General features: G+C 61.3%; 25 protein-coding genes and 1 tRNA gene. 9 read left to right on the forward strand and 17 right to left on the reverse strand.

Annotated elements, in window-relative coordinates:
* The first annotated feature begins 37 nt into the window (after positions 1–37).
* The 5 genes from flgM (at position 38) to BI343_RS10380 (ending at position 3727) form a co-directional block, all read left to right on the forward strand.
* Positions 38–340: a flagellar biosynthesis anti-sigma factor FlgM gene (gene flgM / locus BI343_RS10360; RefSeq protein ID WP_043623507.1), complete on the forward strand. Its 303-nt coding sequence runs from the start codon at positions 38–40 to the stop codon at positions 338–340.
* Between the two features lie 42 nt (positions 341–382).
* Positions 383–847, forward strand: a complete 465-nt coding sequence (locus BI343_RS10365) for a flagella synthesis protein FlgN (RefSeq protein ID WP_083340900.1) — start codon at positions 383–385, stop codon at positions 845–847.
* A gap of 132 nt (positions 848–979) precedes the next feature.
* The gene (locus tag BI343_RS10370; protein ID WP_043623501.1) at positions 980–1900 is read left to right on the forward strand and encodes a CobD/CbiB family protein; all 921 of its coding nucleotides are present in this window, start codon (positions 980–982) and stop codon (positions 1898–1900) included.
* Between the two features lie 121 nt (positions 1901–2021).
* The gene (locus BI343_RS10375) at positions 2022–3347 is read left to right on the forward strand and encodes a DEAD/DEAH box helicase (protein ID WP_043623498.1); all 1326 of its coding nucleotides are present in this window, start codon (positions 2022–2024) and stop codon (positions 3345–3347) included.
* Entirely contained in the window at positions 3347–3727 is a 381-nt protein-coding gene (locus tag BI343_RS10380) for a hypothetical protein (protein WP_139165703.1), read from the forward strand. The genes BI343_RS10375 and BI343_RS10380 overlap by 1 nt, the downstream gene beginning before the upstream one ends.
* A 66-nt stretch (positions 3728–3793) precedes the next feature.
* Here the strand turns inward: BI343_RS10380 and BI343_RS10385 are convergent, their stop codons facing one another.
* The 3 genes from BI343_RS10385 to BI343_RS10395 all read right to left on the reverse strand — a co-directional run bounded on the left by BI343_RS10385 (position 3794) and on the right by BI343_RS10395 (position 5466).
* Complete coding sequence (locus tag BI343_RS10385) at positions 3794–4045, reverse strand: hypothetical protein (protein ID WP_043623490.1); 252 nt, start codon at positions 4043–4045, stop codon at positions 3794–3796.
* 85 nt (positions 4046–4130) lie between these two features.
* A complete protein-coding gene (locus BI343_RS10390) occupies positions 4131–5075 on the reverse strand; it encodes a cation diffusion facilitator family transporter (RefSeq protein WP_043623487.1) in 945 nt (314 codons plus the stop codon).
* Positions 5076–5205: 130 nt separating this feature from the next.
* Positions 5206–5466 (reverse strand): hypothetical protein, encoded by a 261-nt coding sequence (locus BI343_RS10395; protein ID WP_071109639.1) that lies wholly within the window; start codon positions 5464–5466, stop codon positions 5206–5208.
* A gap of 96 nt (positions 5467–5562) precedes the next feature.
* On the opposite strand from BI343_RS10395, the gene BI343_RS10400 reads away from it, so the two are divergent.
* The gene (locus tag BI343_RS10400) at positions 5563–6540 is read left to right on the forward strand and encodes a serine/threonine protein kinase (protein WP_244886622.1); all 978 of its coding nucleotides are present in this window, start codon (positions 5563–5565) and stop codon (positions 6538–6540) included.
* A 9-nt stretch (positions 6541–6549) separates the two neighbouring features.
* On the opposite strand, the gene BI343_RS10405 is transcribed toward BI343_RS10400, so the two are convergent.
* From BI343_RS10405 to BI343_RS10450, 10 genes are all read right to left on the reverse strand, one after another.
* A complete protein-coding gene (locus tag BI343_RS10405) occupies positions 6550–7755 on the reverse strand; it encodes an EAL domain-containing response regulator (protein ID WP_043623478.1) in 1206 nt (401 codons plus the stop codon).
* An 8-nt stretch (positions 7756–7763) separates the two neighbouring features.
* A complete protein-coding gene (locus tag BI343_RS10410; RefSeq protein ID WP_071109641.1) occupies positions 7764–8870 on the reverse strand; it encodes a protein-glutamate methylesterase/protein-glutamine glutaminase in 1107 nt (368 codons plus the stop codon).
* Positions 8867–9430 carry a chemotaxis protein CheD gene (locus BI343_RS10415; RefSeq protein WP_052246705.1) on the reverse strand — a complete coding sequence of 188 codons (564 nt, stop codon included), beginning with the start codon at positions 9428–9430 and terminating at the stop codon, positions 8867–8869. Before BI343_RS10415 ends, BI343_RS10410 begins: the two co-directional genes overlap by 4 nt.
* A gap of 91 nt (positions 9431–9521) precedes the next feature.
* On the reverse strand, positions 9522–11141 hold the full coding sequence (locus BI343_RS20015) for a methyl-accepting chemotaxis protein (protein ID WP_071109642.1): 1620 nt from the start codon (positions 11139–11141) through the stop codon (positions 9522–9524).
* 67 nt (positions 11142–11208) lie between these two features.
* Positions 11209–11754: a chemotaxis protein CheW gene (locus BI343_RS10425; RefSeq protein WP_071109643.1), complete on the reverse strand. Its 546-nt coding sequence runs from the start codon at positions 11752–11754 to the stop codon at positions 11209–11211.
* A gap of 17 nt (positions 11755–11771) precedes the next feature.
* A complete protein-coding gene (locus tag BI343_RS10430) occupies positions 11772–13367 on the reverse strand; it encodes a methyl-accepting chemotaxis protein (RefSeq protein ID WP_071109644.1) in 1596 nt (531 codons plus the stop codon).
* Positions 13364–15574, reverse strand: coding sequence for a chemotaxis protein CheA (locus BI343_RS10435; protein WP_071109645.1), 2211 nt, complete (start codon positions 15572–15574; stop codon positions 13364–13366). Before BI343_RS10435 ends, BI343_RS10430 begins: the two co-directional genes overlap by 4 nt.
* On the reverse strand, positions 15564–15866 hold the full coding sequence (locus BI343_RS10440; RefSeq protein WP_052246700.1) for an STAS domain-containing protein: 303 nt from the start codon (positions 15864–15866) through the stop codon (positions 15564–15566). The genes BI343_RS10435 and BI343_RS10440 overlap by 11 nt, the downstream gene beginning before the upstream one ends.
* A 31-nt stretch (positions 15867–15897) precedes the next feature.
* Positions 15898–16266: a response regulator gene (locus BI343_RS10445; protein WP_043623469.1), complete on the reverse strand. Its 369-nt coding sequence runs from the start codon at positions 16264–16266 to the stop codon at positions 15898–15900.
* A gap of 16 nt (positions 16267–16282) precedes the next feature.
* Positions 16283–17221: a hypothetical protein gene (locus BI343_RS10450; protein WP_139165704.1), complete on the reverse strand. Its 939-nt coding sequence runs from the start codon at positions 17219–17221 to the stop codon at positions 16283–16285.
* A 219-nt stretch (positions 17222–17440) separates the two neighbouring features.
* On the opposite strand from BI343_RS10450, the gene BI343_RS10455 reads away from it, so the two are divergent.
* The 3 genes from BI343_RS10455 to BI343_RS10465 all read left to right on the forward strand — a co-directional run bounded on the left by BI343_RS10455 (position 17441) and on the right by BI343_RS10465 (position 20468).
* Positions 17441–18667 (forward strand): aspartate kinase, encoded by a 1227-nt coding sequence (locus BI343_RS10455; RefSeq protein WP_043623463.1) that lies wholly within the window; start codon positions 17441–17443, stop codon positions 18665–18667.
* 61 nt (positions 18668–18728) lie between these two features.
* A tRNA-Ser gene (locus BI343_RS10460) sits at positions 18729–18822 on the forward strand.
* A gap of 143 nt (positions 18823–18965) precedes the next feature.
* Complete coding sequence (locus tag BI343_RS10465) at positions 18966–20468, forward strand: tyrosine-type recombinase/integrase (RefSeq protein ID WP_071109647.1); 1503 nt, start codon at positions 18966–18968, stop codon at positions 20466–20468.
* A 72-nt stretch (positions 20469–20540) separates the two neighbouring features.
* On the opposite strand, the gene BI343_RS10470 is transcribed toward BI343_RS10465, so the two are convergent.
* The 4 genes from BI343_RS10470 to BI343_RS10485 form a co-directional block, all read right to left on the reverse strand.
* Positions 20541–21263, reverse strand: coding sequence for an AbiU2 domain-containing protein (locus BI343_RS10470; RefSeq protein ID WP_083340901.1), 723 nt, complete (start codon positions 21261–21263; stop codon positions 20541–20543).
* Between the two features lie 159 nt (positions 21264–21422).
* On the reverse strand, positions 21423–22085 hold the full coding sequence (locus tag BI343_RS10475) for a hypothetical protein (protein WP_071109648.1): 663 nt from the start codon (positions 22083–22085) through the stop codon (positions 21423–21425).
* Between the two features lie 188 nt (positions 22086–22273).
* Positions 22274–23161 carry a ParB N-terminal domain-containing protein gene (locus tag BI343_RS10480; RefSeq protein WP_071109649.1) on the reverse strand — a complete coding sequence of 296 codons (888 nt, stop codon included), beginning with the start codon at positions 23159–23161 and terminating at the stop codon, positions 22274–22276.
* A gap of 60 nt (positions 23162–23221) precedes the next feature.
* Positions 23222–23854, reverse strand: coding sequence for a recombinase family protein (locus BI343_RS10485; protein ID WP_071109650.1), 633 nt, complete (start codon positions 23852–23854; stop codon positions 23222–23224).
* Positions 23855–24066: the final 212 nt, after the last annotated feature.

The following is a 24066-nucleotide window of genomic DNA, read 5'->3' on the forward strand; positions in this document are numbered from 1 at the left end:
TAGAGTCAGTTGAGTATAGCTTCTGGAAGGCCAGGCCATGAAAATCGACAATTCGGGCAAGCTGTCGGGTACCTACAGCACCCAAAGCAAGACCCCTCCGCGGGCGCCGTCCAGTTCCAGCACCAGCGACAGCAGCGCGAGCGGCGACAGTGTGAAGATCAACTCCGTAGCCAGCCGCTTGAGCGCCATCGGCAATGATCCCAGCGCCCAGCAGCCGTCTTTCGACGCCGCCAAGGTCGAGTCGATCAAGTCCGCCATCGCAAACGGCAGCTTCAGCATCAATGCCGACAAGATCGCCGACGGCCTGATCTCCTCGGCGCAGGAACTGCTGCGCGGCTGAGCGGCGAGCCGGGCGGATCGCCGGTAGCGATGAGGCGACAAGATGTCAGTCATAGATGAATTCACAGAGTTGTGCCGGGCTGAGATAGCGCTCATGTCCCGGCTGCTTGCGTTGTTGGAGCAGGAGCAATCCTTGCTGATCAACAGGCTGGAGCACCAATTGGATGCGCTGGCCGACGAAAAGAGCGAAGTGCTGGACGAATTGGCGCAGCAGTCCGCCTCGCGTGGCAAGCTGCTGGCGGAGCAGGGCGTGCAGGATAAGGATACCTTGTATATCTGGCTGGCCGACAAGCCAGCCGCTTGCGAAGCCTGGGTGCAGTTGGAAGACGTGGTTGGCCGCGCGCAGGGCGTCAACCAGCTTAACGCCGGCTTCGTATCCGAACGTCTGCAGGAAGTCGAGGGCGCCTTGACCGCATTGCGCGCGGCGGCGGCTTCCACGCTGGGTTATGACCGCGACGGCAATCGTCCCGATGTGGTGACCGGCCGCCGCTTATTGGGGTCGGCTTGAGCCGCCGGTCTGTCAGCTTGGCGCCGCAAGGCGCCTTTTCTTTGCCTGTTGTCCGAATCATCGCGGCTGGGCGCAGGCGCCCCCTTTGTGGTATCTTCCCCAGCGGTCCCGTGAAAATCACATCCAGAACCCATGACCCTGATTTCCTTGATTCTCGCCCTGGCCTTGGAACAGTTGCGGCCGCTCGGCAACCGCAACCGGGTGTGGCTGTTGTTCACCCGTTACGCCAACCATCTCGAGCGCAACCTGAATGCCGGTGCCGAACGCCACGGCGTGCTGGCTTGGCTGGCCGCCATCGTGCCCGCCATAGCGCTGAGCCTGTTGGTGTTCTACTCGCTGAAGGCGGTCAGCCCCTTGCTGGCGCTGGCCTTCAATGTGCTGATCCTGTATCTGACCATGGGCTTCCGCCATTTTTCCAGCGCTTTTTCCGAGATTTCGCTGGCCCTGGCGGAGGGGCGGGACCTGGATGCGCGCGTGGCGCTGGCCAACTGGACCGGGCAACCCACTGCCGAGCTGTCGGTGGAGGAGATCTCCCGTCTGGCGATAGAGCAAGGCGTGGTGGACAGCTACCGCCATGTGTTCGGAACCATGTTCTGGTTCGTGTTGCTGCCGGGCCCATCCGGTGCCTTGCTGTACCGCTTGTGTTCTATGCTGAATCAGAAGTGGGGCATCCGCGGCGCGACAGATGACTTGTTTGGCCTGTTCGCCGCCAGAGCGGCGGCTTGGCTGGATTGGCTGCCGGTGCGTTTGACGGCGGCGGCTTTCGCCGTGATGGGCGATTTCGAGGATGCCGTGTACTGCTGGCGCTCGCAGGCCAGAACCTGGGGCAACTACGCCAATGGGATTCTGCTGGCCTCCGCCGCCGGCGCGCTGGGCGTCCGCTTGGGCGATCCGCTGCGCCAGGATTATTCGGTGAAATACCGTCCGGAGCTGGGCTTGGGCGACGAAGCCGATCCCAGCTACCTGAGAAGCGCGGTGGGCTTGGTATGGCGATCCGCCTTGTTGTGGCTGGCGGTTGTGCTGTTGATCAGCGTGGCCAGCCATATGGGCTGACGGTGTGTTGCCACTCTTGAGGAGTGGCAATTGCTTTATCCGCCGCCGGTCGATTGATGAACATCGGGGCGCGTTGGCGCAATGGCGCAACGTGCCCCTCCGTATTGCAGGAGTGTGTTAAATGTTGTTTTCGGAACTGGGCTTGTCGCCTGAGATCCTGCGAGCGATCGAGGAGCAGGGCTATAGCCAGCCGACGCCGATCCAGGAAAAGGCCATCCCGCTGGTGTTGTCGGGCCGCGACCTGCTGGCTGCGGCGCAAACCGGCACCGGCAAGACTGCCGCCTTCATGCTGCCCATCCTGGAGCGCCTGAAGAAGTTTGCCAATACCAGCGTATCGCCGGCCATGCATCCGGTGCGGGCCCTGGTGATTTCCCCGACCCGGGAACTGGCCGATCAGATCGGTGAGAACGTCAAGAGCTACACCAAATACCTGCCGTTGCGCGCCACCACCGTCTACGGCGGCGTCAATATGGATCCGCAGACGCAGGAATTGCGCCGCGGGGTGGAAATCCTGATCGCCACGCCGGGCCGCCTGCTGGATCACATCCAGCAGAAGTCGATTCAGCTGAACAAGGTGGAAGTGCTGGTGCTGGACGAGGCCGACCGCATGCTGGACATGGGCTTCATCCAGGATATCCGCAAGATCATGGGCATGCTGCCCAAGGAGCGCCAGACGCTGCTGTTCTCGGCCACCTTCGCGCCGGAGATCAAGCGCCTGGCGGCCGACTTCATGCATGCGCCGCAGACGGTGGAAGTGGCCCGCCAGAACGCCACCAACGACCAGGTCGAGCAACTGGTGTTCCAGGTGGACAACTTCAAGAAGCGCCAGCTGCTGGCACATTTGATCCGCTCGCGCGAGATGAGTCAGGTGATCGTGTTCTGCAAGACCAAGATCAGCGCTGACCAGCTGGCGCGCGATTTGAAGCGCGATGGCCTGGACGCCGAGGCCATTCACGGCGACAAGACGCAGGGCGCGCGGCTGGAGACGCTGGCTGGCTTCAAGGAAGGCAAGCTGCGCGTGCTGGTGGCCACCGACGTGGCCGCGCGCGGGCTGGATATTTCCGAGCTGCCGTATGTGGTGAACTTTGAGCTGCCGAACTCGCCCGAAGACTATGTTCACCGCATCGGCCGCACTGGCCGGGCCGGGGCCAAGGGCGTGGCGATTTCGCTGATGTCTCCGGAGGAAACCAAGCAGCATGAGGCGATCGAGCGACTGACCAAGCAGACGCTGCCGCCGCAGAACGTGGATGGCTTCTGGCCGTCCTGGTTGCCGCGGCCGAAACCGGCGCAGCGCGAGCCGGCGATGTCGTCGATGCCGGTGCTGGCCGCGGTCAAGGGCGAAGGCCTGAAGCAGCCGCGCCCGCCTGGCCGTCGCAGCCGCAAAGGCAAGCGCGAGATTCCGGCTTTGCTGTTGCCTCCACGTTACAAAGTGGAGCTGATTCGCTGATGTTGACGCAACCCCGCCTTGGCGGGGTTTGTTTTTTCAACGATCCCGCGCGAGCGAAGGTAGGCTTCGACCATGTCGGGACATCAGATCCTGCCAAGGGGAGAATGGATATGAAGAAAAGTCTGGTTTATGCATTGAGCGCTGGCGGCGCCATGCTGGGCGCAGGCGCGGCAGCGCAGGCGGAGCCGTTGCAGATGGCGATGGAGCCGACGCTGAGCAGCCATGGCAGCGCTTTGTTGACGAAAAAGAGCCGGGATGGCGCGGCCGACTTTGAGCGGCTTTCCCAGCTGCGCGGGCTGGTGCACAACAGCTCGATTCATTGCAGCAATCGGGGTTGCCCGCTCTGCAATCCGCAGGGTCAGTTGCCGAAGGCGCTATGAGTTGAACCGGAGTGGAAGCGCAAGGGCCGCTTGTCGCAAGACAACCGGCCCTTTTGCCTTGCGCCGTCAGGCGGCGTCGTCTGGCCGGGGCGGCAGCGCGGCGATGTCGCGAACTGGGGTGCCGGCATCGCGCTTGGCGTCGGTATGGCGGAACTGGTCGCGGACCTCCTGCACCAGCAGGAAAGGCGTGTCCGGCGGCAAATGCTCGCTCCAGGTGCTGATGGCGGGTTCCTCCGCGGCCGGCGCAAGCGGCGCGTGGCCTACGGCATAGGTCTCGAACTGCCACAGCACGGTCAGCGCCGTCAGAATCTGCAGCAATCTGCGTTGTGAGTATCGGAATTGTGGCGTCATGGTAGCAATAGACGGGCTGGCGCCGCAAAAGTTGCAGCCGGCTACTATACCATCAATTGGCGATGCTTATGCTATTTGATTGATAGTGCTCGGCTGGGTCGATGTGGGTCATCACGTCCAGCACCGGGTGGCTGCGCATGACGCGCTGCTGGGCTTCTTCGGTGATGGCGTGGGCCTGGAACACATTGATGCTGCCGTCGACTTCCAGATGCACGTCCACCAGGATCAGATCGCCCATCTTGCGCGTGCGCAGATCGTGCACGCCGATGATGCCTGGGGTGTCCAGCAAGGTGGCGCGAATGGCCGCGACATCGTCTTCGCTGGCGGCGCGGTCCATCAGATCATGCAGCGCGTCCCAGGCGAAGCTCCAACCCATCTTGCCCACCAGCAAGCCCACCACCAGCGCGGCTACCGGGTCCAGTATCGGATAGCCCAGCAGGTTGCCGGCGACGCCGGCCGCCACCACCAGAGATGACGCGGCGTCGGAGCGCGCGTGCCAGGCATTGGCCACCAGCATGCTGGAGCGCACCCGCTGCGCTGCCGCCAGCATGTAGCGGAACAGGCTTTCCTTGGCGATCAGCGCCAGCGCGGCGATCCACAAGGCCAGCGCATGGACCGATGGAATGTCTTCGGGATGGATGAATTTATTCGCGGCGGAATACAGCATGCCGCCGCCCACGGCCAGCAACAGCAGGCCCAGCACCAAAGACGCGGCGTTCTCATAGCGCTGGTGGCCGTATTGATGGTCTTGGTCCGGGCCCTTGCCGCTGTGCTTGCCGGCGAACAGCACGACAAAATCGGAGAACAGGTCGGACAGCGAGTGGATGCCGTCGGCGATCAGGGCGGAAGAGTGCGCCCAAGCGCCGACGATGATCTGTACCGTGGACAGCACGATATTGACCACCACGCTGACCAGCGTGCTGGTGCGCGCGGCTTGCTGGCGTTCCACGCTTTCCGGTTCCTTGCGCGTGTCGATGGGGTGGTGGCTGTGGCTCATCTCGGTCTTTCGTGCGAGGGGTGAGCGGTATTTTCTCATTGTTTTTGCTATCGGTCATTAAATTTCGATTGCAAAAGTAAATGATAATGAAAACGAGAATGAGCTGCAGAGACCATGCCGAGCATATGGCTTACCAGCGTGTGGAAAGCAGGTACAGCAAGTAGACCAAGCCGAGCAACACCAAGCTGCCGCTGAGCCAGCAAGCGAAAGCGATCAAGACGACGCGTGCCGCCAGGCGATGCTCGCGCCAGCTCAACCAGGCCTGGCGACGGGCTTGGCTGTCCAAAAACAGCAGCCAGCCCTGCAGCGTGATATCGGCCCAGCGTTCGGCGCCTTGTTGCCATCGCTCGCCGTCGAAATGCAGATGGGGGTGAGGAAGATGCAGTTTCATGGTTTGCCTCCGCGCGCCGGATGCCACGCTTTAGGCTTAGCAGATCCACGGCCGCTTTGCGGCGCGCGCCGCTATAATCGAGCGATGGAAAACACATTGCCTCCCCCGTTCGCCGCCTTGACGCCGGACGCCATTCTCGATGCGGTCGAGAGCCTGGGCCTGAGGGCCAGCGGCAGCCTGCTGGCGCTGAACAGCTATGAAAACCGCGTCTATCAGATCGGCATCGATGACGCGCCGCCGCTGATCGCCAAGTTCTACCGGCCACAGCGCTGGAGCGACGCCGCCATCCTGGAGGAGCACGCATTCAGCCTGGCGCTGGCCGAGCGCGAGATTCCGGCGGTGCCGCCGCTGCTGTTGCAGGGCCAGACCTTGCATCATCACGGCGGTTTCCGCTTCGCCTTGTTCGAGCGCCGCGGCGGCCGGGTGCCGGAGCTGGACCGGGCCGACACGCTGCAATGGATTGGCCGTTTTCTCGGCCGCATCCACGCCTTGGGCCGGACCGAGGTTTATCAGCATCGTCCCGTCCTGGATTTGCAAAGCTTCGGCCGCGAACCGGCCGCCTTTATCTTGGCCGGCGACTGGCTGCCGCCGGAGCTGGCGCCGGTATATCGCGGCGTGGTGGAGCAGGCGCTGGACGGGGTAGCGCGTTGTTTCGAGCGCGCCGGCAACGTCGCCGCTCTGCGGCTGCATGGCGATTGCCATGTCGGCAATCTGTTGTGGACCGACGCCGGTCCGCACTTCGTCGATTTCGACGACAGCCGCAGCGGACCGGCAGTGCAGGATTTGTGGATGCTTTTGTCGGGCGAGCGTGAGGAGCAGTCGCGCCAATTGGCCGAAGTCTTGGCCGGCTACGAGGACTTCTGCGACTTCGATTTGCGCGAGCTGAACCTGGTGGAGGCCCTGCGCACGCTGCGGCTGATCCACTACAGCGCCTGGCTGGCGCGGCGCTGGCATGATCCGGCGTTTCCGGCGGCCTTCCCGTGGTTTGGCAGTTCCCGCTATTGGGAGGAACAGATTCTGGGGCTGCGCGAGCAGATCGCGCAGATGTACGAGCCGCCGCTGTGGTCCAACTGAGGCGCTGAATTAGTTTTCCTGGCTGGGTTCCGGCTTGCGCTGCATGCGGTTCTTGACCCAGCTTTCAAACTGATCGGCCGCTAGCGGCTTGGCGAAATAATAGCCTTGTCCCATCACGCAGCCGCGCTCGCCGACAAAGCTCAGGTCTTTGGGCGTTTCGATGCCTTCGGCCACCGTGGTCAGCTGCAGCCGGCGCGCCAGCTCCAGTATGCTGTTGAACACCGCCTCCAGGTGCGGCTTGTTGGAGATCGAGGTGACCAGCGACTGGTCGATTTTCAGCTCGGTGAACGGGAAGCGCATCAGTTGCTGGAAGGTGGCGAAGCCGGTGCCGAAGTCGTCGATGGACAGCCCGACGCCGCTAAGCCGCAGCCGCGCGGCGATGCCTATGGCTTCGGCCAGGTTGTCGGCGACGGCGGTTTCCGTGATCTCGAACACGATGAAGCGCGGCGGCACGCGGCTGGCGCGGATGCGCTGGTCTATCTCGTCGGCCAGGGTCGTGCCTTTCAGCGACAGCGCGGACAGGTTGACCGACAGCGGCAGGCGCAGGCCGCGCCGCGCCCACTCCTGCCATTGCTGCAAGCCTTGTTCCAGCATGAGCAGCGTCAGCTCAGTGGCCCAGTCGCAGGCTTCTATCACCGGAATGAAGCGCGACGGCGGTATCACTCCCAGCTCCGGGTGATGCCAGCGCACCAGCATTTCCGCGCCTTTCAGCAGGCCGCCATCCAGGGTCACCTTGGGTTGGTAATACGGCACCAGCTGGCCTTGGTCCAGCGCCAGCCGCACGTCCTTATCCTGGCACAGCTCCACCTCGGCGCTGCTTTCCGATGGCGGCGTCCAAACCCGCCGTAGCAGATCCTCCAGCGCCTGTTGCCGCAGCGGCTTCTTGATGCCGCCCAGCACCGGCAAGCCCAGCTCCCGTCCCATCAGCTCGACGGTGGAAATCAGTAGATAGTCTTTGCCGGAGGCGACGATGATGGGAACCGACAGATTGTCCTTGGCCATCTGCTGGATCAGTTGCACGCCGTCCATGCCAGGCATTTCCAGATCGATCAGCACTAGGCTGGGCAATTGCTCGCGCATCCGCGCCAGCGCCTCGTTGCCATCCGCCGCCTGCCGCAGATTGACGATGCCGAGCTGTCGGCACAGATCGCAGGCATGCTGGCGTTGCACTGCGCTGTCTTCCACCACCAGTACATCGTCCATCTGCAGCACCATGGCGGCCCCTATCCCTGCCGGCAGATCGCCTTGGCGATCATGTCCAGGGACATCACTTCGTCGGCGGCGCCCAGCTTGATCGCTTCCTTGGGCATGCCGAACACCACGCAGCTTTCCTCGTCCTGGGCGATGGTCTTGGCGCCGCAGTCATGCATCTCCTTCAGCCCTTTGGCGCCGTCGTCCCCCATGCCGGTCATGATGACGCCCAACGCGTTGCGGCCGGCGAACTTGGCGGCGGAGCGGAACAGCACATCCACCGATGGCTTGTGGCGGCTGACTAGCGGGCCGTCCACGACTTCCACCTGGTAGTAGGCGCCGCTGCGCTTGACCATCATGTGCTTGCCGCCAGGCGCGATCAGCGCCCGGCCGGGCAGGATGCGGTCGCCGTTGCTGGCCTCCTTGACTTCGATTTGGGACAAGCTGTTCAGGCGGTCGGCGAAGGAGCGGGTGAATTTCTCCGGCATGTGCTGCACGATGGCCAGGCCAGGACAGGTGCGCGGCAGCTCGGTCAGGATGGCCTCCAGCGCCTGGGTGCCGCCGGTGGAGGTGCCGATGGCGACGATGCGCTCGGTGGTGGTGAAGACATTGCTGCCGGTCGGGGCGGACAGGATGGCGTCGGCCGACAGCTTGGGGCGCGTCTCCAGCGCCGCCGCGCTGCTGCTGCCGGCGCCGGGCGCCGCGCCGCTGGCCGACGGCATCACCCGCATCCGGCTCATGCGCGCGGCGGCGGCGCCGCGCACCGCCATTACTAGTTGATTGGCGCTTTCCTCCAGGAAGCCCTTGACCCCGGCCGCCGGCTTGGCGATCACCTCCACCGCGCCGGCCGCCAAGGCCTGCATGCTGATGTCGGTGCCCTTTTGCGTCAGCGAGGAACAGATCACCACCGGCGTCGGACGGGTCGCCATCAGCTGTTTGAGGAAGGTGATGCCGTCCATCCGCGGCATTTCCACATCCAGCACGATCACGTCCGGCCAATGCAGCTTCATCTTGTCCATCGCCATATACGGATCATTGGCGACATCCATCACCTCAATGCCGCTGGCCTTGTCGAAAACCTGGCTCAGCACCTGCCGCACCACGGCGGAGTCGTCGACGATCAGAACCTTGATGCTCATGTGCGCGTCCTTGTGTTGGGAGGCGGCATCGTTTCCAGCTCGGCCTCTTGTGATTGTTTGATCCAGACATTGCCGCTGGCGACATCGAACAGCACCAGCCTCGGGCAGTTGCCGCCCAAGTCCTCTCCCTGCAGCCGCAGGCCAAGCTGTTTGACCATCGCCCGCGCCAGATTGATGTTGCGCGACGGCACGTCGTGGCTGAGCTTGCGTTCGCGGCTGAGCATCATCGAGGCGCCGCCGACCAGCCGCGCCTGAAACTCCTGCAGCGGCAGGCCGCAGGCCAGGATTTCCCGCAGCAGCAACAGCATCGCCTCGTCGCCGTAGCGGCCGGACAGGGTCTCGGTGCGGCGGTGGTTGCGCTGGGCCAGCAGGTAATGGCACATGCCGCCGACGCGGGCCTGAGGGTGCCATAGCACAATCGACACGCAAGAGCCGAGCAGCGTGCGGATGCGGGTGCCGCTGCCGCCGAAGTGCCATTCGCCAGGGTGCAGGAACACCGCGTCGCCGGACGGATCGGCGGCGAGCGGGGCTCCTGTTGCGCTGGGCGGGGATGGCGGCATGATGCGAGGCTTCCTTGTTTTGCGCCGGAGCGAGCCGGCGGCTTGTGTGTTATTTCAATCTAGTACAGTCCGCTGACGGGTAGGCCCGGTTTCAGAAACGGTACATATCGCCGTGCTCGTCTGTTTCGGCCGCATCCGGTGCGTAGGCCGGCGTTGCCGCCATGGCTAAGGCGGGCGCAGCGCCGGCTGCCATCCCCGCCGTATTGCCCAGATGGAAGAAGGCCATGGCCTGTTGCAGCCGCTCCGCTTGCATATTCATCTCCGCCGCGGTGGAGGCCAACTCTTCGCTGGCGGCCGCGTTTTGCTGGGTGGAGTGGTTCAGATGCTGAATGGCCTGGCTGATCTGGCCTATGCCGCCTGCCTGCTCCTGGGTGGCGGCGGCGATTTCCTGCACCAGGTCGGCGGTGCGGCCGCTGGAGCTGACGATCTCCAGCAGCAGGCGGCCGGCCTGTTCGGCCACGGTGACGCTGTGTTCGGCCAGTTCGCCGATTTCTTGCGCCGCCACCTGGCTGCGCTCCGCCAGCTTGCGCACTTCGGCCGCCACCACGGCGAAGCCGGCGCCGTGTTTGCCGGCCCGCGCCGCCTCGATGGCGGCGTTCAGCGCCAATAGATTGGTCTGGTAGGCGATGTCGTCGATGATGCCGACCCGTTCGGCGATCTGGCGCATCGCCAGCACAGTCTGCTGCACAGCCTTGCCGCCTTCGGTGGCTTCTTCCGATGCCTTTTCGGCGATGGCTTCGGTGGTGCGCGAGTTGTCGCTGGTCTGGCTGACCGAGGCCGAGACCTGTTCGATCGAGGCCGAACTTTGTTCCACGCCGGCGGCCGATGCGCTGGCGCTTTGCGACAAGGCCATGGAGGTGGCGCTGATTTGCTGGGCCGCGCTGGCGATGCCATCCGCGCCTATCTTGACGTCGCCGATGATGGTCCGCAGCTGCTGGCACATTTGCTGCATGGCGTCGCGCAGGCTGTTCTGCGGAGCGGGCGTGACGGCGATGTTCAGCCGGCCCGCGGCCACCTCGCGCGCGATATCGGCCACCGCCTGCGGTTCGCCGCCCAATTGGCGCACCAGCTGACGGTATATCCAGGTCAAGGAGCCGGTCAGCAGCAGCAGCACGGCGAGGCTGACCGAACCGAGCAAGGAGAAGGTGAGCCGGGTATTGCGTTCGGCTTCCGTTTCCGTTGCCTGCTGCATCTGGTTGGTTTTGTCGATCAAGGGCTGGATGGCCTGGTGGTTGAGCTCGTAGTCGGCCGACAGCCGGTCGAATGAGCGGTTGATCTCCAGTTGATCATGGGCTTCCAGCGCCGGCAGCAAATGCGTCTCCAATTCCTGGAAGAAGGCGTCCGCCGTGGGCTTGACTTTCTGTTCCAGCATGGCGCGCATATCGGGCGGCAGATCGCTGGCCTGCCACTTTTTCTGGCTGTCATAGAATGCGGCGCGCTTGGCTCGCAGCTCGTTGAACCACTGCTGGCGCAGCGAGGGGTCGCTGGTGTTGCGCAGCATGTTCACCGCCAGAAAGGCGGCGACCAGGTCCTGATTGGGCGGGTCCAGGTCGTTGATGAAATCCTTGCCCAGTACCACCTGATGGTACAGCGCGCCGTTGATCATCACAGCGCGCATGCCCAGCCAGGCGGTGACGGTCAGCAGGCCCAGTCCCAGCAGCACGCAGACGATCAACAGGCTGAATTGTTGGCGGATGGTGAGGTTTTTCATCGGGGGTCTCCGCGTCGGGCCGGTGGCTGTCCACGACGGCCCGCAACTGCATGATGGCGAGCGCGCATCACTCCTCCTCTGCCATTTCCTGGCGGCTCAGTTCGGACAGCAGCGACATTTCTTCCAGCGACAGCACTTTGTCCACGTTCAACAGCACCACGAAGTGGCTGTCCACCTTGGCCATGCCTTCGATGAAGTCCACCCGGATCTTGCTGCCGAACTGCGGCGGCGGCTCGATTTCGCTGTCCGGGATGGCCAGCACTTCGTGCACGGTGTCCACCAGCACGCCGATCAGCTGGCACTGTTCCGCATGTTCCATTTCGATGATGACGATGCAGGTTCGGCGGTTGATCGCCGTTTGATCGCGCGCGAAGCGCAGCGACAGGTCGATCACCGGCACCACCGCGCCGCGCAGGTTCATCACGCCGCGGATGAACGGCGGCATCAGCGGCACGGTGGTCAGCTTGATGTATTCCAGGATTTCGCGTATCCGCAGGATGCCGACGGCGAAGGTTTCGCCGGCCAGTTGAAAGGTCAGGAACTGGCGAATGTCGCCTTGTTCCTCCTGGACCGGGTGGCCGTCGCTGCGGCGCAGAATGTTCAGTGCTGCCATGGCTGCGTCTCCGGTGGTCATTCGATGCGTCGGAAAACATCGGCGCTGTGGCTGGCCCGCGGCGCCGCGGGCGCGCCGTGCGAGCCGCCCTGCAGCGTACCCAGATGGAAGAAGCCGATCAGATCATGCAGGTTTTCCGCCTGGCGGTTCATCTGTTCCGCGGTGGCGGCCAGCTCTTCGCTGGCGCTGGCGTTCTGCTGCGTGGTGTGGCTCAGCTGCTGTATCGCCAGGCTGATCTGGCCGACGCCGCCGGATTGCTCGCCGGAGGCGGCGGCGATTTCCTGCACCAGGTCGGAAGTGCGGCGGCTGGAGCGGACGATCTCCTCCAAGAGGCCCCCGGCCTGATCCACCAGCCCGACGCTGCCCCGCGCCAATGTGCTGATTTCCTGCGCCGCCACCTGGCTGCGCTCCGCCAGCTTGCGCACTTCGGCCGCCACCACGGCGAAGCCCTTGCCGTGCTCGCCTGCGCGCGCCGCCTCGATGGCGGCGTTCAGCGCCAACAGATTGGTCTGGTAGGCGATGTCGTCGACGATGCTGATCTTGTCGGCGATCTGGCGCATCGCCCGTATCGTTTCCTGCACCGCCTGGCCGCCGGCGGCGGCTTCGCTGGAGGCTTTTTCCGCGATGCCTTCCGTCATCCTGGCATTGTCGCTGGTCTGATTGATCGAGGCCGACATCTGCTGCACCGAGCTGGAGGTTTCCTCCAGGCCCGAGGCCTGCTCGCTGGCCGATTGCGCCAGCAGCTGCGAGGTGGCGTGGATGTGCTGCGCGGCCACGGACAGGCTTTCCGAGCCGCTCTTGACCTCGGCGATGATGGTGGCCAGCGTCTGCACGGTTTGCATGATGGAAGCGGCCAGGCTGCCGCGGTCGCCTTCGCGCAGCGTGATCCGGCACTGCAGATTGCCCTTGGCCACTTCGTGCATCATGGCCGCCACCTGCTGCGGCTCGCCGCCCAGCGTGCGCAGCAGTTCCTTGCGGGTCAACAGGGCGATCAGCACGCTGGCGGCGATGGCCAATCCGGCCAGGAGCAACAGGCGATTGCGGCTGGATGCGGTGGCGCGATCGCTTTGCTGCACCAGGCCATTGTTCAGTTGGTCTTCATATTCGGCCAGCGCGGCGATGCTCTGATTCAATACCGCGCCTTTGCCGGCATTGACCAGCGCGCGGGCTTCGGAGGCCCTCTGCTGTATCGACAGCTCCAACGCATGCTGATAAGCCTGGTGCGCGTCTCGGCTGGCGGTCTGGATCGCGCCCATCAGCTCGCGCTCGCGCGCTCGGGTGTCTGACTCGCGCTGGAACAGCTGCGCCAACTGTTGTTCGATGTCCTGATAACGGCGCAGCGAATCCTGAAACGCCTGGCTGGCCTGCGAGGTTTCTCCCGGCTGGTCCGCCAGCAGGGCTGCCCGGATATCGATGCGGACTTCCTGATTTTGCTCCAGCAGCTGGTGCGCCAGCCGGTTTTCCTGATTGTTGATCGTGATGCCGTGGATCACTTCGCCCAGCTCCTGGAGTCCGAGCAGGGCGAGCGCGATGCACACCAGCAGCAGCGCGATGATGGCGCCGTAGCCGAGTGCTTGCTGAGTGGCGATGCGCATGTCCTTGAGGGCCGTCATGGCGTGCTCCGTTGGGTAGAGGGGTCGGCGGTGGATGCTGGGGGGATGGTATGGGCGAGGCGTTCCGATTCCTTGCGGCAGGCATGCTGGATCAGCGCCGGCACGTCCAGGATCAGCGCCACTTCGCCGGTGCCGAGTATGGTGGAGCCGCTGATCGCTTTCAGCGCGCTGAACAACGTGCCCAGCGGTTTGATCACGGTCTGGAATTCGCCTTGCAGCGCGTCCACCACCAGGCCGGCCTTGCGCTCGCCGTATTGCGCGACCACGATGTTGCGGCGGGCGGCGGCGATGGGCGGCAGTTCGAAGAAGCGGCCCAGATGCAGCAGCGGCAGCAGTTCGCCGCGCAGGTTGATGCAGTCGTGCACGCCGTTTTCCGGCAGATCGGCCGGCAGCTCTATGCACTCCACCACGGCTTCCAGCGGCAGCACGAAAGTGGAATGCCCGACATCGACTAGGAAGCCGTCGATGATGGCCAGCGTCAGCGGCAGCCGCAGGCGGAAGGTGGTGCCGCGGCCGGTTTCGCTGTCGATCTCTATCGTGCCGTGCAGTTGTTCTATGCCGCGTTTGACCACGTCCATGCCCACGCCGCGGCCTGACAGATTGGTCACATGGTCGGCAGTCGAGAAGCCGGCTTCGAATATCTGCTGGAATACCACGCTGTCCGGCGGTTCGTCTTCATGGCCCAGCAGGCCGCGTTCGCGCGCCTTGGCCAGGATGCGTTGGCGATCCAGGCCGCCGCCGTCGTCCGCCACTTCGATGACGATGCTGCCGGATTCGTGATAGGCGTTCAGCCATAGATTGCCGGTGGCCGGCTTGCCGTGCGCTTGCCGGATGGGCGGCGATTCTATGCCATGGTCGATGGCGTTGCGCACGATGTGCAGCAGCGGGTCGCCCAGCTTTTCCACCATCGATTTGTCCAGTTCGGTTTCCGCGCCGACGATGTGCAGCTGGATGTCCTTGCCCAGCTCGCGCGAGACGTCGCGCACCACGCGGGGGAAGCGCTGGAAGATTTCGCCTATCTGCACCATGCGCATCGACAGGGTGCCGGCGCGAATTTGTTCGATCAGATTGGCGATCGCCAGCGTCGATTCCACCAATTGCGGCTGTTGCGAGCGGCGGGCCAGCAGATTGGCCGCCGCGCCGGCGATGACCAGTTCGCCGATCAGATTGATCAGGCTGTCTAGCTTGCCGGCTTCCACCTTGAGAAATTTGCTCTCGTGCTGGCGGCGGCTTTCGCCGGCGGCCGGCATGGTGTCCGTTGTTGGGTGAGCCGGCTCGTGAATCGCTTCGGCGGCCTCGCGCGGCGGCTCGGGTTCGGCGGCGGGAGGCTGCGCCGGCTCGATGGCTTGGACTTCGGTTTCGTCATCGCCCAGCGCGCCGAACCGCCGCCAAGCCAGTCGCACCGCCTCGGCCTCTGCCGGCGTCGCATTGGCGCAAGCCTCCGCCAGATGGACGCCTGCGCGGCCGAGCGGCCAGATATGCAGCTCGCTGTCCTCGCGGACGAATTCGAATACCTCGTTCAGCGTCTGTTCGTCGATGTCGCTGCGATACAGCACTTCCAGGCGCAGATAATTGGTTTCGGCGTCGAAGTCCTCGCCGATGGGCAGATTGCAGCTGACCGCTTCGATCTGTTCGATGCTGCCCAGCGTGGCCAGATAACGCAGGAAGGAAGAAGGGTCGAGGCCGTTGCGCAGCACATCCGGGCCGAAGCGCAGCGACAGCAGCCAGGGTTCTTGCTGCGGCAGGGCGTCGGGCGCGTCTGGCGCTTCTTGTTCTTGTTGCGCCTCCATGGCCGAGGCGAGTTCAGGCGCGGGCGCCGGAGGCGGCGCGGCCAGATAAGCCTGCAGCGATTCCAGCAAGGCCGCGTCGTGCAGAGACGCCAGATCGGCCTTGTCGTCCAGCGCCTGTATCATCAGTTTGACGTGGTCGTGGCAGCGCAGCAGCAGCCCCACCAGCTCATCGTCCAGCCGCAGTTGGCCGTCGCGCAGCTGATCCAGAAGATTTTCCGCCTGATGGGTGAAGCCGACGATGTCATCCAGGCCGAACAGGCCGGCTGAACCCTTGATGGTGTGCATGGTGCGGAACAGTGCGTTCAGCTGTTCGCCATCGGCGCGAGCCGGATCGATGTCCAGCAGAATGCCTTCCATGTCGCCAAGCAGTTCGCGCGCTTCCTCCAGGAAGGTTTGCATGGCCAGCTCAAGATCCATCGCCGGTCTCCTCGTTGTCTGCGGCGGGGAGCAGCTCGCGCTGCAGGCCCATCAGCAGGGCGAACTCGCGCACGCAGCGGCTGGGGTCGCGCAGGTCCACTTTGCGGCCGCGCCGTTCTGCTTCGCGGCGCAGCCAGATCAGCACCTGGGCGCCGGCGCAGTCGAGCTCCTCTATGGTGGACAAGTCGAGCACGATGTCCTCTTCGCTGCGCAGCGCCTGTTCCAGATCGGCGCGCCATTGCGCGGCCTGGTAGATGGTTTGCTCATGCCCTGCGACAAGGGAAAGCGTCATGTCCTCTCCTGCGTCAGGTATCGGTTGCCGTTCAGGGCAGGATCAGTTTGGAAACGGCTGTCAGCAGCGCAGGCGGCTGGAATGGCTTGACCACCCAGGCCTTGGCGCCGGCCTCCTTTCCCTCGCGTTTTTTATCCTCGGAGGATTCGGTGGTCAGCATGATGACCGGAGTGAACTTGTAGTGGGCCAATAGCTTGATGTTCTTGAGCAATTCGATGCCGTCCAGCACCGGCATGTTGACGTCGGAAATGATCAGGTGGATTTTGCGGCCGTCCAGGATGTCCAGCGCTTCCTTGCCGTTGCCGGCCTCCAGCACCTCATAGCCGGCGCCGACCAGGGTCATCCTCACCACTTGGCGCAGCGTGGTGGAGTCGTCGACGATCAATATCGTTTTGCTCATCCGCCTTCCCCGTCATTCAGAAAAAAGTGATGTCGCTGGCGCCGGGCGTCTTGTCGTTTTGATCCCGGTTGTGCAGCGCGCGTTGTTCATGGGTGGTGTAGCTGTTTTTCAGGGCGGTGAGCCAGGCCTCGGTATCCGGCGGCTCCGGCAGGGCGTCCTCTCGACTGTTCAAGGAGTCATGCAGCATGGCTTCCAATTGCCAGATATCGTTTTGCACATGGGACAAAATCTGATTGACCCGATCCTGGAACTGCAAATGAGTCAACACCTCTTCTATCGTCGCCTGCAGATCCTGGCTGGCGGCCGGGTCGTCCAGTTTCATCTGACAGGCGCGGCAACTGTCGTGGACATCGGCATCGATGGACTCCAGTTGCCGCAGCAATAAGCCGACTTGCTCGCCGATCTGCTCGGCAGCGGCTGCCGGCGAAGCTTCGCCGGCAGACAGGTTTTTAGCCAGCAGCGCCAGTTGCTGGCCGGATTGCTTCAATTGCTGCAGTTGCGGCAACAGTTGCTTTTGCAGCGGCGCCGGCAGTTGCATCGCTTCCAGCGCATCGGTCAGCTTGTTCTGCGCCGCGGCCAGAGGATGGGGCGAATCATCCGATGGAGGGGAGGGCCTGCCCAATTGGCGCAGCATGTGGTCGAAGCGGGCGGTCAACTGCAGGGCCGCTTTGTCTATCTGCTCCCGCCCCAGCGCGACATGGCCGGCCCACAGGGGCAGCAGCGCGTAGACATGGGCAGCCACGCTGCGCCAGTACGCGGATTGGTCGCCGTCATGCGCCGCAATGGCGGGCGCCGATGATGGCCACAATATCAGCAGCGTGATCAGCAGCGTGCTCAGGCCGACGGCGGGCCAGAACAGGGGATGATCTATGAACAAGGCATACTGTATTGCCCCGTTGATGGCCAAGCCTATTTCCAGCCGGATCCAGCGCCAGGGTTGAACAGGGGCAATCATGCATCGGTCCCGTCTTCGGATACATAGTCTTCATACTGTTTGTAGCCGTTGCGCTGTGGGGATGCAAACAGCCTGCCGGATGTGCTGGCGAACCCACGCCGGGAATAGACGGATATTTCGCCAGGGGATAGGCGCAGGGCATTTCCGTCTTGCAATTCTGGACATTCTATGGTCAGAATCGAAGCTCGATATTCAACTTTTATCAATTAAGAAGCACGTATGGCACTCATCGTACAGAAGTACGGCGGCACATCGGTCGGGACGACCGAGCGCATCAAGAATGTGGCCCGCCGCGTCGCCAAGTGGAAGGCCCAGGGGCATGATGTGGTGGTGGTGGTTTCCGCGATGAGCGGCGAAACCAACCGCCTGATCGCCCTGGCCAAGGACATTCAGGACTATCCCGATCCGCGCGAGCTGGACGTGGTGGTGTCCACTGGCGAGCAAGTCACCATCGGCCTGTTGGCGATGGCATTGAAGGAAATCGGCGTGCCGGCCAAGAGCTATTGCGGCTGGCAGGTGAAGGTGGTGACCGACCAGGCGCATACCAAGGCGCGCATCCAGTCGATAGACGAGCATGTGATGCGCGCCGATTTGAAAGAAGGCCGCGTGGTCATCGTCGCGGGCTTTCAGGGCGTGGACGAGGAAGGCAATATCACCACGCTGGGCCGCGGCGGCTCGGATACTTCCGCTGTGGCGCTGGCCGCGGCGCTGAAGGCCGATGAGTGCCAGATCTACACCGACGTCGACGGCGTCTACACCACCGATCCGCGCGTGGTGCCGGAGGCGCGCCGGTTGAAGACGGTCACCTTCGAAGAAATGATCGAAATGGCGTCGCTCGGCTCCAAGGTTTTGCAGATACGCTCGGTGGAATTCGCCGGCAAATACAAGGTACGCTTGCGCGTGCTCTCCAGCTTCGAGGAAGAAGGCGAGGGCACCCTGATTACGTTTGAGGAAGATGAGAGCATGGAAAAGGCGGTAGTGGCAGGCATCGCGTTCGATCGCAACGAAGCCCGCATCAATGTCAAGGGCGTGCCGGACAAGCCGGGCATCGCCTACCAGATCCTCGGGCCGATCGCCGATGCCAACATCGAAGTGGATATGATCATCCAGAACGTCGGCGAGAACGGCACCACGGACTTTTCGTTTACCGTGCCGCGCGGCGAATTCCAGCGCGCGCTGTCCATCCTGCGCGAAGTGCAGACCCATATCGGCGCCGCCAAGATCGACGCCGACGACAAGGTGGCCAAGATTTCCATCGTCGGCGTGGGCATGCGCTCGCACTGCGGCATCGCCTCCACCATGTTCCGCACGCTGGCGGAAGAGGGCATCAATATCCAGATGATTTCCACCTCGGAAATCAAGGTGTCGGTGCTGGTGGACGAAAAGTACCTGGAACTGGCGGTTCGCGTATTGCATAAGGTTTTCGGACTGGACCAGCCGGCGTAAATAATTTCGGATTTACGCTTGACACCAGGGGCGCCGCTATTTAATATGGCGCTCTCTGAACGGAGAAATGGCCGAGTGGTCGAAGGCACTTCCCTGCTAAGGAAGCATACGGGCTTAAACCTGTATCGAGGGTTCGAATCCCTCTTTCTCCGCCAGTTTGCACTAAGCCCTTGATTGGAAACATTCGAGGGCTTTTTTGCGTCTAGTGGTCCCACAGAGGACCCATGATGGTCCCACACTTCATCGTTTCCTTCCAAGCACTACCAGCGCCATTGCTGCCTGACATGGGCACACCCGTATGGCACACATCCGCACGAACACAGGCTCCCGAAGCCACAAAAAGGCCCCTCTGCTGCGCGTAAAGCTGCCGGTATGCCTTGGCGGCTTGGACTTCTCGATGTCACTGCGTAGGCTGCCAGAAGGCCAGCAGAAAGCCTTCACACGCCTTGTATCAGCAAAGGTTGATATACTCGCTATCCATCACAAACGGAGGGGGATAGCGTTGAGCAGTAGTCACGACATCAAGCGGGGGATATTGGCTGATCTGGAGCGGTTCGAGCTGGAGTGCATCGCCAAGGGCAAGCTGTTCGAGGTCTTCGAGGATATCGAACCGGATGCGTGCAGTGTTGTTGATGGGTTGAACCAAGCGGCTGACACGTTGGATGGCATGCTCTCGCAATTGGGCTTTGCGACTGACATGGATGATCGTCAAGAAATGCACCTACGCTCGTGTTTGAATCGTGCTCAAGCGGGGGCGCTACAAGGCGATTGGGCGGCTTTTCGCACTCTCCGGGAGTCATTGGCTGCTAGCATCCCATCCGCCCCATCAGCGGCCCCTGTAGAGGTTCCATCACGCCCTGTCTACACCGTTCAAGCGGCCATTGATGGCTTCATGGCTGAGAAGGAAGCGGGCAGCTTTGCAGCCAAGACGATGAAAGAGTACCGCACCTTTTATCCGGCACTCGCCGAGGCGCTGGGGGCTGATGCTGATATTGCTGGTGTATCGAGAGATGCCCTGTTGTCTTGGCGGGATGCCCATTTGGCCGAGAAGGCTCCTGCTACGGTCAAGAAGCGGATTGGCATGGTGTCCACGTTCTTTAAGTGGCTGGAAGAGACCCAGCGCCCCCGCCTGCCCATGGAATGGTACAACCCAGCAACTCGCCTTCATCCGCAAAAGGGCAAGGCTGACCGTATGCAGCTGGATCACGAAGAGCGCAAGCGCTGGGAGGATGGAGAATTGCTCCAGATTCTAGAGGCAGCGAAGACCGCTCCGTATACCACCAAATGGATGGCCCGTATTGGGGTCTACACAGGCGCTCGCTTGAACGAGATTGCGCAACTTCGCAAGGACGATGTGCGCAGTGGGGAGGATGGCTCGCTTTGGTTGCACATCTCGGAAGATGGGCCTACGCAGCATTTGAAAACCAAGAATGCCAGACGTGATATCCCGCTTGGTTTTCCTTCCGCGATGGCTCAGGAATTTATCGACGAGTTAGCGATCCAGCCGGGCGAAAGAGTGTTCCCGGAGTTGACCTATCGGAAATCGGAGGAGTCCTACGGGAACTCGGCGGGTAAACATGTCAATGACAAGTTCTTGAAGTTGATAAACCCGACCAAGAGCTTTCACGGTCTGCGCCACTCGTTCATGGACCGCTGTAAGCAGCGCGAAGTGAATGAAACGATGGTAAAGGAGTTCGTCGGACACGAGTTGGACGATATCACCACGGGCCGCTATGGGAAGCGGTTCACTGTCGAAAAGATGCGGGAGTCCTTGTCTGCTGCTGGAGTGTGGGACTTCTGATTGATCGGGATGTGCTTTGGGTGTATGTGCCAAGGCGGTAAAGGCTATATTCAGCGGTTTATTTTGACGGTTTCATGATTTGGGATATTCGGGTTGAGTCGCTTTGCGATAGCTTGGGTGTCCAGGTGTTCGCTCCCCCTTGGCGGAAGCCCAAAAGAATCGAGCATAGGTTGAGTAGACGTGTGTCGTCTGGTTCATGTCCAGTTCGGTGGCGCATACGATATTCATCAGTTGCTCGACTATGCGACATGTGTCTTGATGGAAACTTTCTATTTGTTCGTCGGTGGCGCTAATTTTTTCAGGGTCTACTGGCTTTAGTTGGTGATGTGCTAAGGTTACGTTTCGTAGCAGGGTGAGTTTTAAAAGAACCTGTGCGGATTCACCGTCTTTACTCGTATATTTATTAAATAGTTCGTCTACTTGTTTAATTTTATTGGGTAGATATCCGCGAAGGTGCTCCGTAAGGAGGTGGTCGATGGGGGAGGGGTGATTTCTGGAGGCAATCAGCTTTTCCAGTGTGTCGGATTTTCGCAGCTCTTTAATGATCTCCCTAATGCTGGCTGTTTTCCCGTCTTTATCCCAGACTCTGAGTAGTGCGAGTAACATCTCTCGGCGCAGGGACCAACGGATAATGTTAAATGTGTTTGTGGCTAATGACTCGCCCATACGATTTTGCAGTTCACTGTCTATAACGATGGGCTTCCATGATTCGTGCAGCGCGATGGCTGTGGTTACTTCTTGCTCTACTGCTTCGACTTTCTTTTTCAGTTCTATAGCCCATTGGTTGTTCTCCATTTTCTTTCCTTGGTTAACTGTCTAACATGTTTGTTTTCAATTTAATTGCTGCGATTTCTATTTTTTGGATTGCAACAATTATATTGTTTGGCTTCGATCCTTTTGTTTTTCTGAGAGGTATGTGGCTTCTGTATAATTTCACGAGTGGGAGCTTAGATTTTAACCGGCAGATATTGTGCCTGTCACCTTGGCTGCCTGCTCCCCCAGATGCTTCAGCACAAGGCCTGAACTCTGGAAGAACTTCCAGTGCCTCTGTCCGGGCATTACCGCTCTTCGGTGATATCCTCCGGCCATGCGGTGGACGACTTTGCCAAGCTGCCACAGCCTGTATTGCTCTGCCTCGCCGCTCAACGGTGGATCAACCTTCAGCATCGCTTCCACGGCCATTAGCTTGGCGATAACCAGTTCAGGTTCTAGCTGCTTTATCCTGATCCGCATCCATGCCATGCGGGCTTTCTCTGCGGGTGACATGTACGGCACGTTGGCTTGTGACTCGAAGTGCCCCGCCTCTCGCAATGTCCGATCTAGCTTTGCCTTGGCCTCTTGCGCCGCTGGATGGCTCGGGTTGGCTTGCAGCCATTCTAAAGTCCGTTTGGCGTATCTGTGCAGGTCTGGTGCCCGGTAGCTGTCCTTGGTCACACTGCCATGCCGCATCAGGCGCTGTTCGTGCATCTTGCAGTGGTGCTTGCCTACGCCATCCCCAGCGGCTGCGCGGGTGAGCCTAGTACACATCGGCGCTTTGCATCGCTGGTGTTCGTCAGTCTGTTTGGCTCTGGCGGCGATATACTCCGCCCGCTGGTGTCTCTTCAAGAGTCTGCTCATTTGGTTGTTCCCCTTCCTGCTAGTCTGTCTTTTGGGCTTACTTTATGGACATCTTCATTGGGCTGTTTGATTCTTGATAATTCAAATAAATCAATAGCTTAATTGGTTAGTTCCTGATTGAAATGTTTGAAGTTACCCCAAACTTTTCAAGCATCGGATAGCGCTCTGAAGGCAGCCCATAAGTGGCGTCAGTAGTCGATCTGCTCATACATGTCTTCAAGGGCTTGCTCTCCTTCATGGCCTTCTTCGGCTGCTTGGCGCTGCTCCCATTCGTAGTCGTCCAAATCTTCCATTTTCCAGCTGACTGCCACGCCAAAATGCTCGGCCTCTTCCCGGAGCACTGCCCAAAACGCTGGATCGTTCAACATCCCCGGCAGGTGTAGCCGGATGGCCTTTCGGGCTTTTTGCTTGGCCCTTTCGATCCGCTTCAGTCGTCGTTCTTCTGAATCGCCATCGTCCTTGGTGTAAGCCTCCCAATCTCTCCCGGCCACTTCCTTCCATCTGGGAAAGTCTTGGGTGTCTTTCTGCTGGAGTTCATTCAGCCGCTTCTTCATCTCGCTAACCAGTGATTTCGAGATACCCAAGGTTGTGGACAGCTCCCGCACGCTTGCACGCTTCAAGGCTTCTGGCGGGTCGATGATCTGCCGCCAAGCTGCTTCAATCTCTTCTGACCGGCTCATCTGCATTCGTGCCTTCTGTCCGGTCTTCAGGGCCAGTAGTCGGGCTTCTTGGGGTGTTCCCGCAAACTCTCGAACAGGGATGGAGTAGTCTTGCCTCTTGGCCCAATTGCAGAGCGTGTAGGCTTCATAGCGATGATGTCCATCCACAACCACATACCGGCCATCCGGCTTTGCTATTACGTAGACAGGGTCAAGCCTGTACGCTCGCCCTTGCTCGTTCAGCTTTTCCAACATCCTTTTGACGGTATCGGCGCTTCGATACTCCTGTGATCTGGCGCTGATGTAGTCGCTATTCGCCCCAAAGTCCCGAATCTGGAACTGTTCCTCGTCCATGTCGATCAGGTTCAATCGAATGCGTTTCTTGGGGCCTAGCAGGGCCTGTACGTCCTTCGTCATCGTTTTGTCTCTTGTGCTGCTGTTGAACTATCCAAGGCCCTCAGAAGCCCTGAAAGCGGCTTACTGGCCCGGCTGCGCCTGCCTGAGTTCCTTGGCTACCTTCGCCACCAATCCACGGCTAATGCCCGTCAGGCTGACAATATCGTTCCAGCTCTTGCCCTCATCTAGCAGTCTGCGCACTCGCTCGCGCTTCCCTGTGTCCGGGGCTTGGCCTCTATACTTCCCCTCGGCCTTGGCCTTCTGAACGCCTTGGGCTTGTCGCTGTCTGCGGTTCTCATAGTCCTTGCGTGCGATGGCTGCCAGCATATCCAGTAGCATGCCGTTGACCGCCTTCAACATCTGCCGCGTGAAGGTGTCACTCTCCTGCGCTTGCAGGGCGTTCCAGCTGGTTGGCAGGTCCAGTGCAACAATCACCAAGCCCTTGCTGTCGATGATGGCTCGCAGCTTGGCCCAATCGGCTTCGCTCAGGCGGCTGAGGCGGTCTACCTGCTCCACTAACAGCACATCGCCTTCATGCGCTTCATCGATCAGCTTCATCAGTTCTGGGCGCTTGAGCGTGGCTCCAGACTCGTTCTCCGTGTAGTAGCAGGCAATCTTCTGCCCGCGTTCCTGCGCAAAGTCCGTCAGTTGTTGTTTGGCTCGCGTGGCGTCTTGTTCCTTGGTGCTGGCCCGAAGGTAGGCGCGTATAAACATGGTGTGGCCCTCCTGTTTGGATGCGTGTAGTCGCTATCAATGTTGCGAATGGTACACAACGAATGGTCAACGATCAAGTGGTTCACGGCACATCGAATAACAGTATTCATGCACCATCTAAACAGGCCCGTCTTGTTGGTTCTTGTGAGGTATACCCAAAATGAACCATGCAAATGAGAGTTGTGGAACGACTGGCCGGTCTAGGCCGGATA

Origin of the sequence: Chromobacterium amazonense (assembly GCF_001855565.1) — a bacterium.
Taxonomy (GTDB): Bacteria; Pseudomonadota; Gammaproteobacteria; order Burkholderiales; family Chromobacteriaceae; genus Chromobacterium; species Chromobacterium amazonense.

Excerpts from the sequence above, each read along its gene's own strand:
- flgM (WP_043623507.1), top strand. The coding sequence starts at position 38 with ATGAAAATCGACAATTCGGGCAAGCTGTCGGGTACCTACAGCACCCAA.
- BI343_RS10365 (WP_083340900.1), top strand. The coding sequence starts at position 383 with ATGTCAGTCATAGATGAATTCACAGAGTTGTGCCGGGCTGAGATAGCG.
- BI343_RS10370 (WP_043623501.1), top strand. The coding sequence starts at position 980 with ATGACCCTGATTTCCTTGATTCTCGCCCTGGCCTTGGAACAGTTGCGG.
- BI343_RS10375 (WP_043623498.1), top strand. The coding sequence starts at position 2,022 with ATGTTGTTTTCGGAACTGGGCTTGTCGCCTGAGATCCTGCGAGCGATC.
- BI343_RS10380 (WP_139165703.1), top strand. The coding sequence starts at position 3,347 with ATGTTGACGCAACCCCGCCTTGGCGGGGTTTGTTTTTTCAACGATCCC.
- BI343_RS10390 (WP_043623487.1), bottom strand. The coding sequence starts at position 5,075 with ATGAGCCACAGCCACCACCCCATCGACACGCGCAAGGAACCGGAAAGC.
- BI343_RS10395 (WP_071109639.1), bottom strand. The coding sequence starts at position 5,466 with ATGAAACTGCATCTTCCTCACCCCCATCTGCATTTCGACGGCGAGCGA.
- BI343_RS10405 (WP_043623478.1), bottom strand. The coding sequence starts at position 7,755 with ATGGTGCTGCAGATGGACGATGTACTGGTGGTGGAAGACAGCGCAGTG.
- BI343_RS10410 (WP_071109641.1), bottom strand. The coding sequence starts at position 8,870 with ATGAGCATCAAGGTTCTGATCGTCGACGACTCCGCCGTGGTGCGGCAG.
- BI343_RS10415 (WP_052246705.1), bottom strand. The coding sequence starts at position 9,430 with ATGCCGCCATCCCCGCCCAGCGCAACAGGAGCCCCGCTCGCCGCCGAT.
- BI343_RS20015 (WP_071109642.1), bottom strand. The coding sequence starts at position 11,141 with ATGAAAAACCTCACCATCCGCCAACAATTCAGCCTGTTGATCGTCTGC.
- BI343_RS10425 (WP_071109643.1), bottom strand. The coding sequence starts at position 11,754 with ATGGCAGCACTGAACATTCTGCGCCGCAGCGACGGCCACCCGGTCCAG.
- BI343_RS10430 (WP_071109644.1), bottom strand. The coding sequence starts at position 13,367 with ATGACGGCCCTCAAGGACATGCGCATCGCCACTCAGCAAGCACTCGGC.
- BI343_RS10435 (WP_071109645.1), bottom strand. The coding sequence starts at position 15,574 with ATGGATCTTGAGCTGGCCATGCAAACCTTCCTGGAGGAAGCGCGCGAA.
- BI343_RS10440 (WP_052246700.1), bottom strand. The coding sequence starts at position 15,866 with ATGACGCTTTCCCTTGTCGCAGGGCATGAGCAAACCATCTACCAGGCC.
- BI343_RS10445 (WP_043623469.1), bottom strand. The coding sequence starts at position 16,266 with ATGAGCAAAACGATATTGATCGTCGACGACTCCACCACGCTGCGCCAA.
- BI343_RS10450 (WP_139165704.1), bottom strand. The coding sequence starts at position 17,221 with ATGATTGCCCCTGTTCAACCCTGGCGCTGGATCCGGCTGGAAATAGGC.
- BI343_RS10455 (WP_043623463.1), top strand. The coding sequence starts at position 17,441 with ATGGCACTCATCGTACAGAAGTACGGCGGCACATCGGTCGGGACGACC.
- BI343_RS10465 (WP_071109647.1), top strand. The coding sequence starts at position 18,966 with ATGGCACACATCCGCACGAACACAGGCTCCCGAAGCCACAAAAAGGCC.
- BI343_RS10470 (WP_083340901.1), bottom strand. The coding sequence starts at position 21,263 with ATGGAGAACAACCAATGGGCTATAGAACTGAAAAAGAAAGTCGAAGCA.
- BI343_RS10475 (WP_071109648.1), bottom strand. The coding sequence starts at position 22,085 with ATGAGCAGACTCTTGAAGAGACACCAGCGGGCGGAGTATATCGCCGCC.
- BI343_RS10480 (WP_071109649.1), bottom strand. The coding sequence starts at position 23,161 with ATGACGAAGGACGTACAGGCCCTGCTAGGCCCCAAGAAACGCATTCGA.
- BI343_RS10485 (WP_071109650.1), bottom strand. The coding sequence starts at position 23,854 with ATGTTTATACGCGCCTACCTTCGGGCCAGCACCAAGGAACAAGACGCC.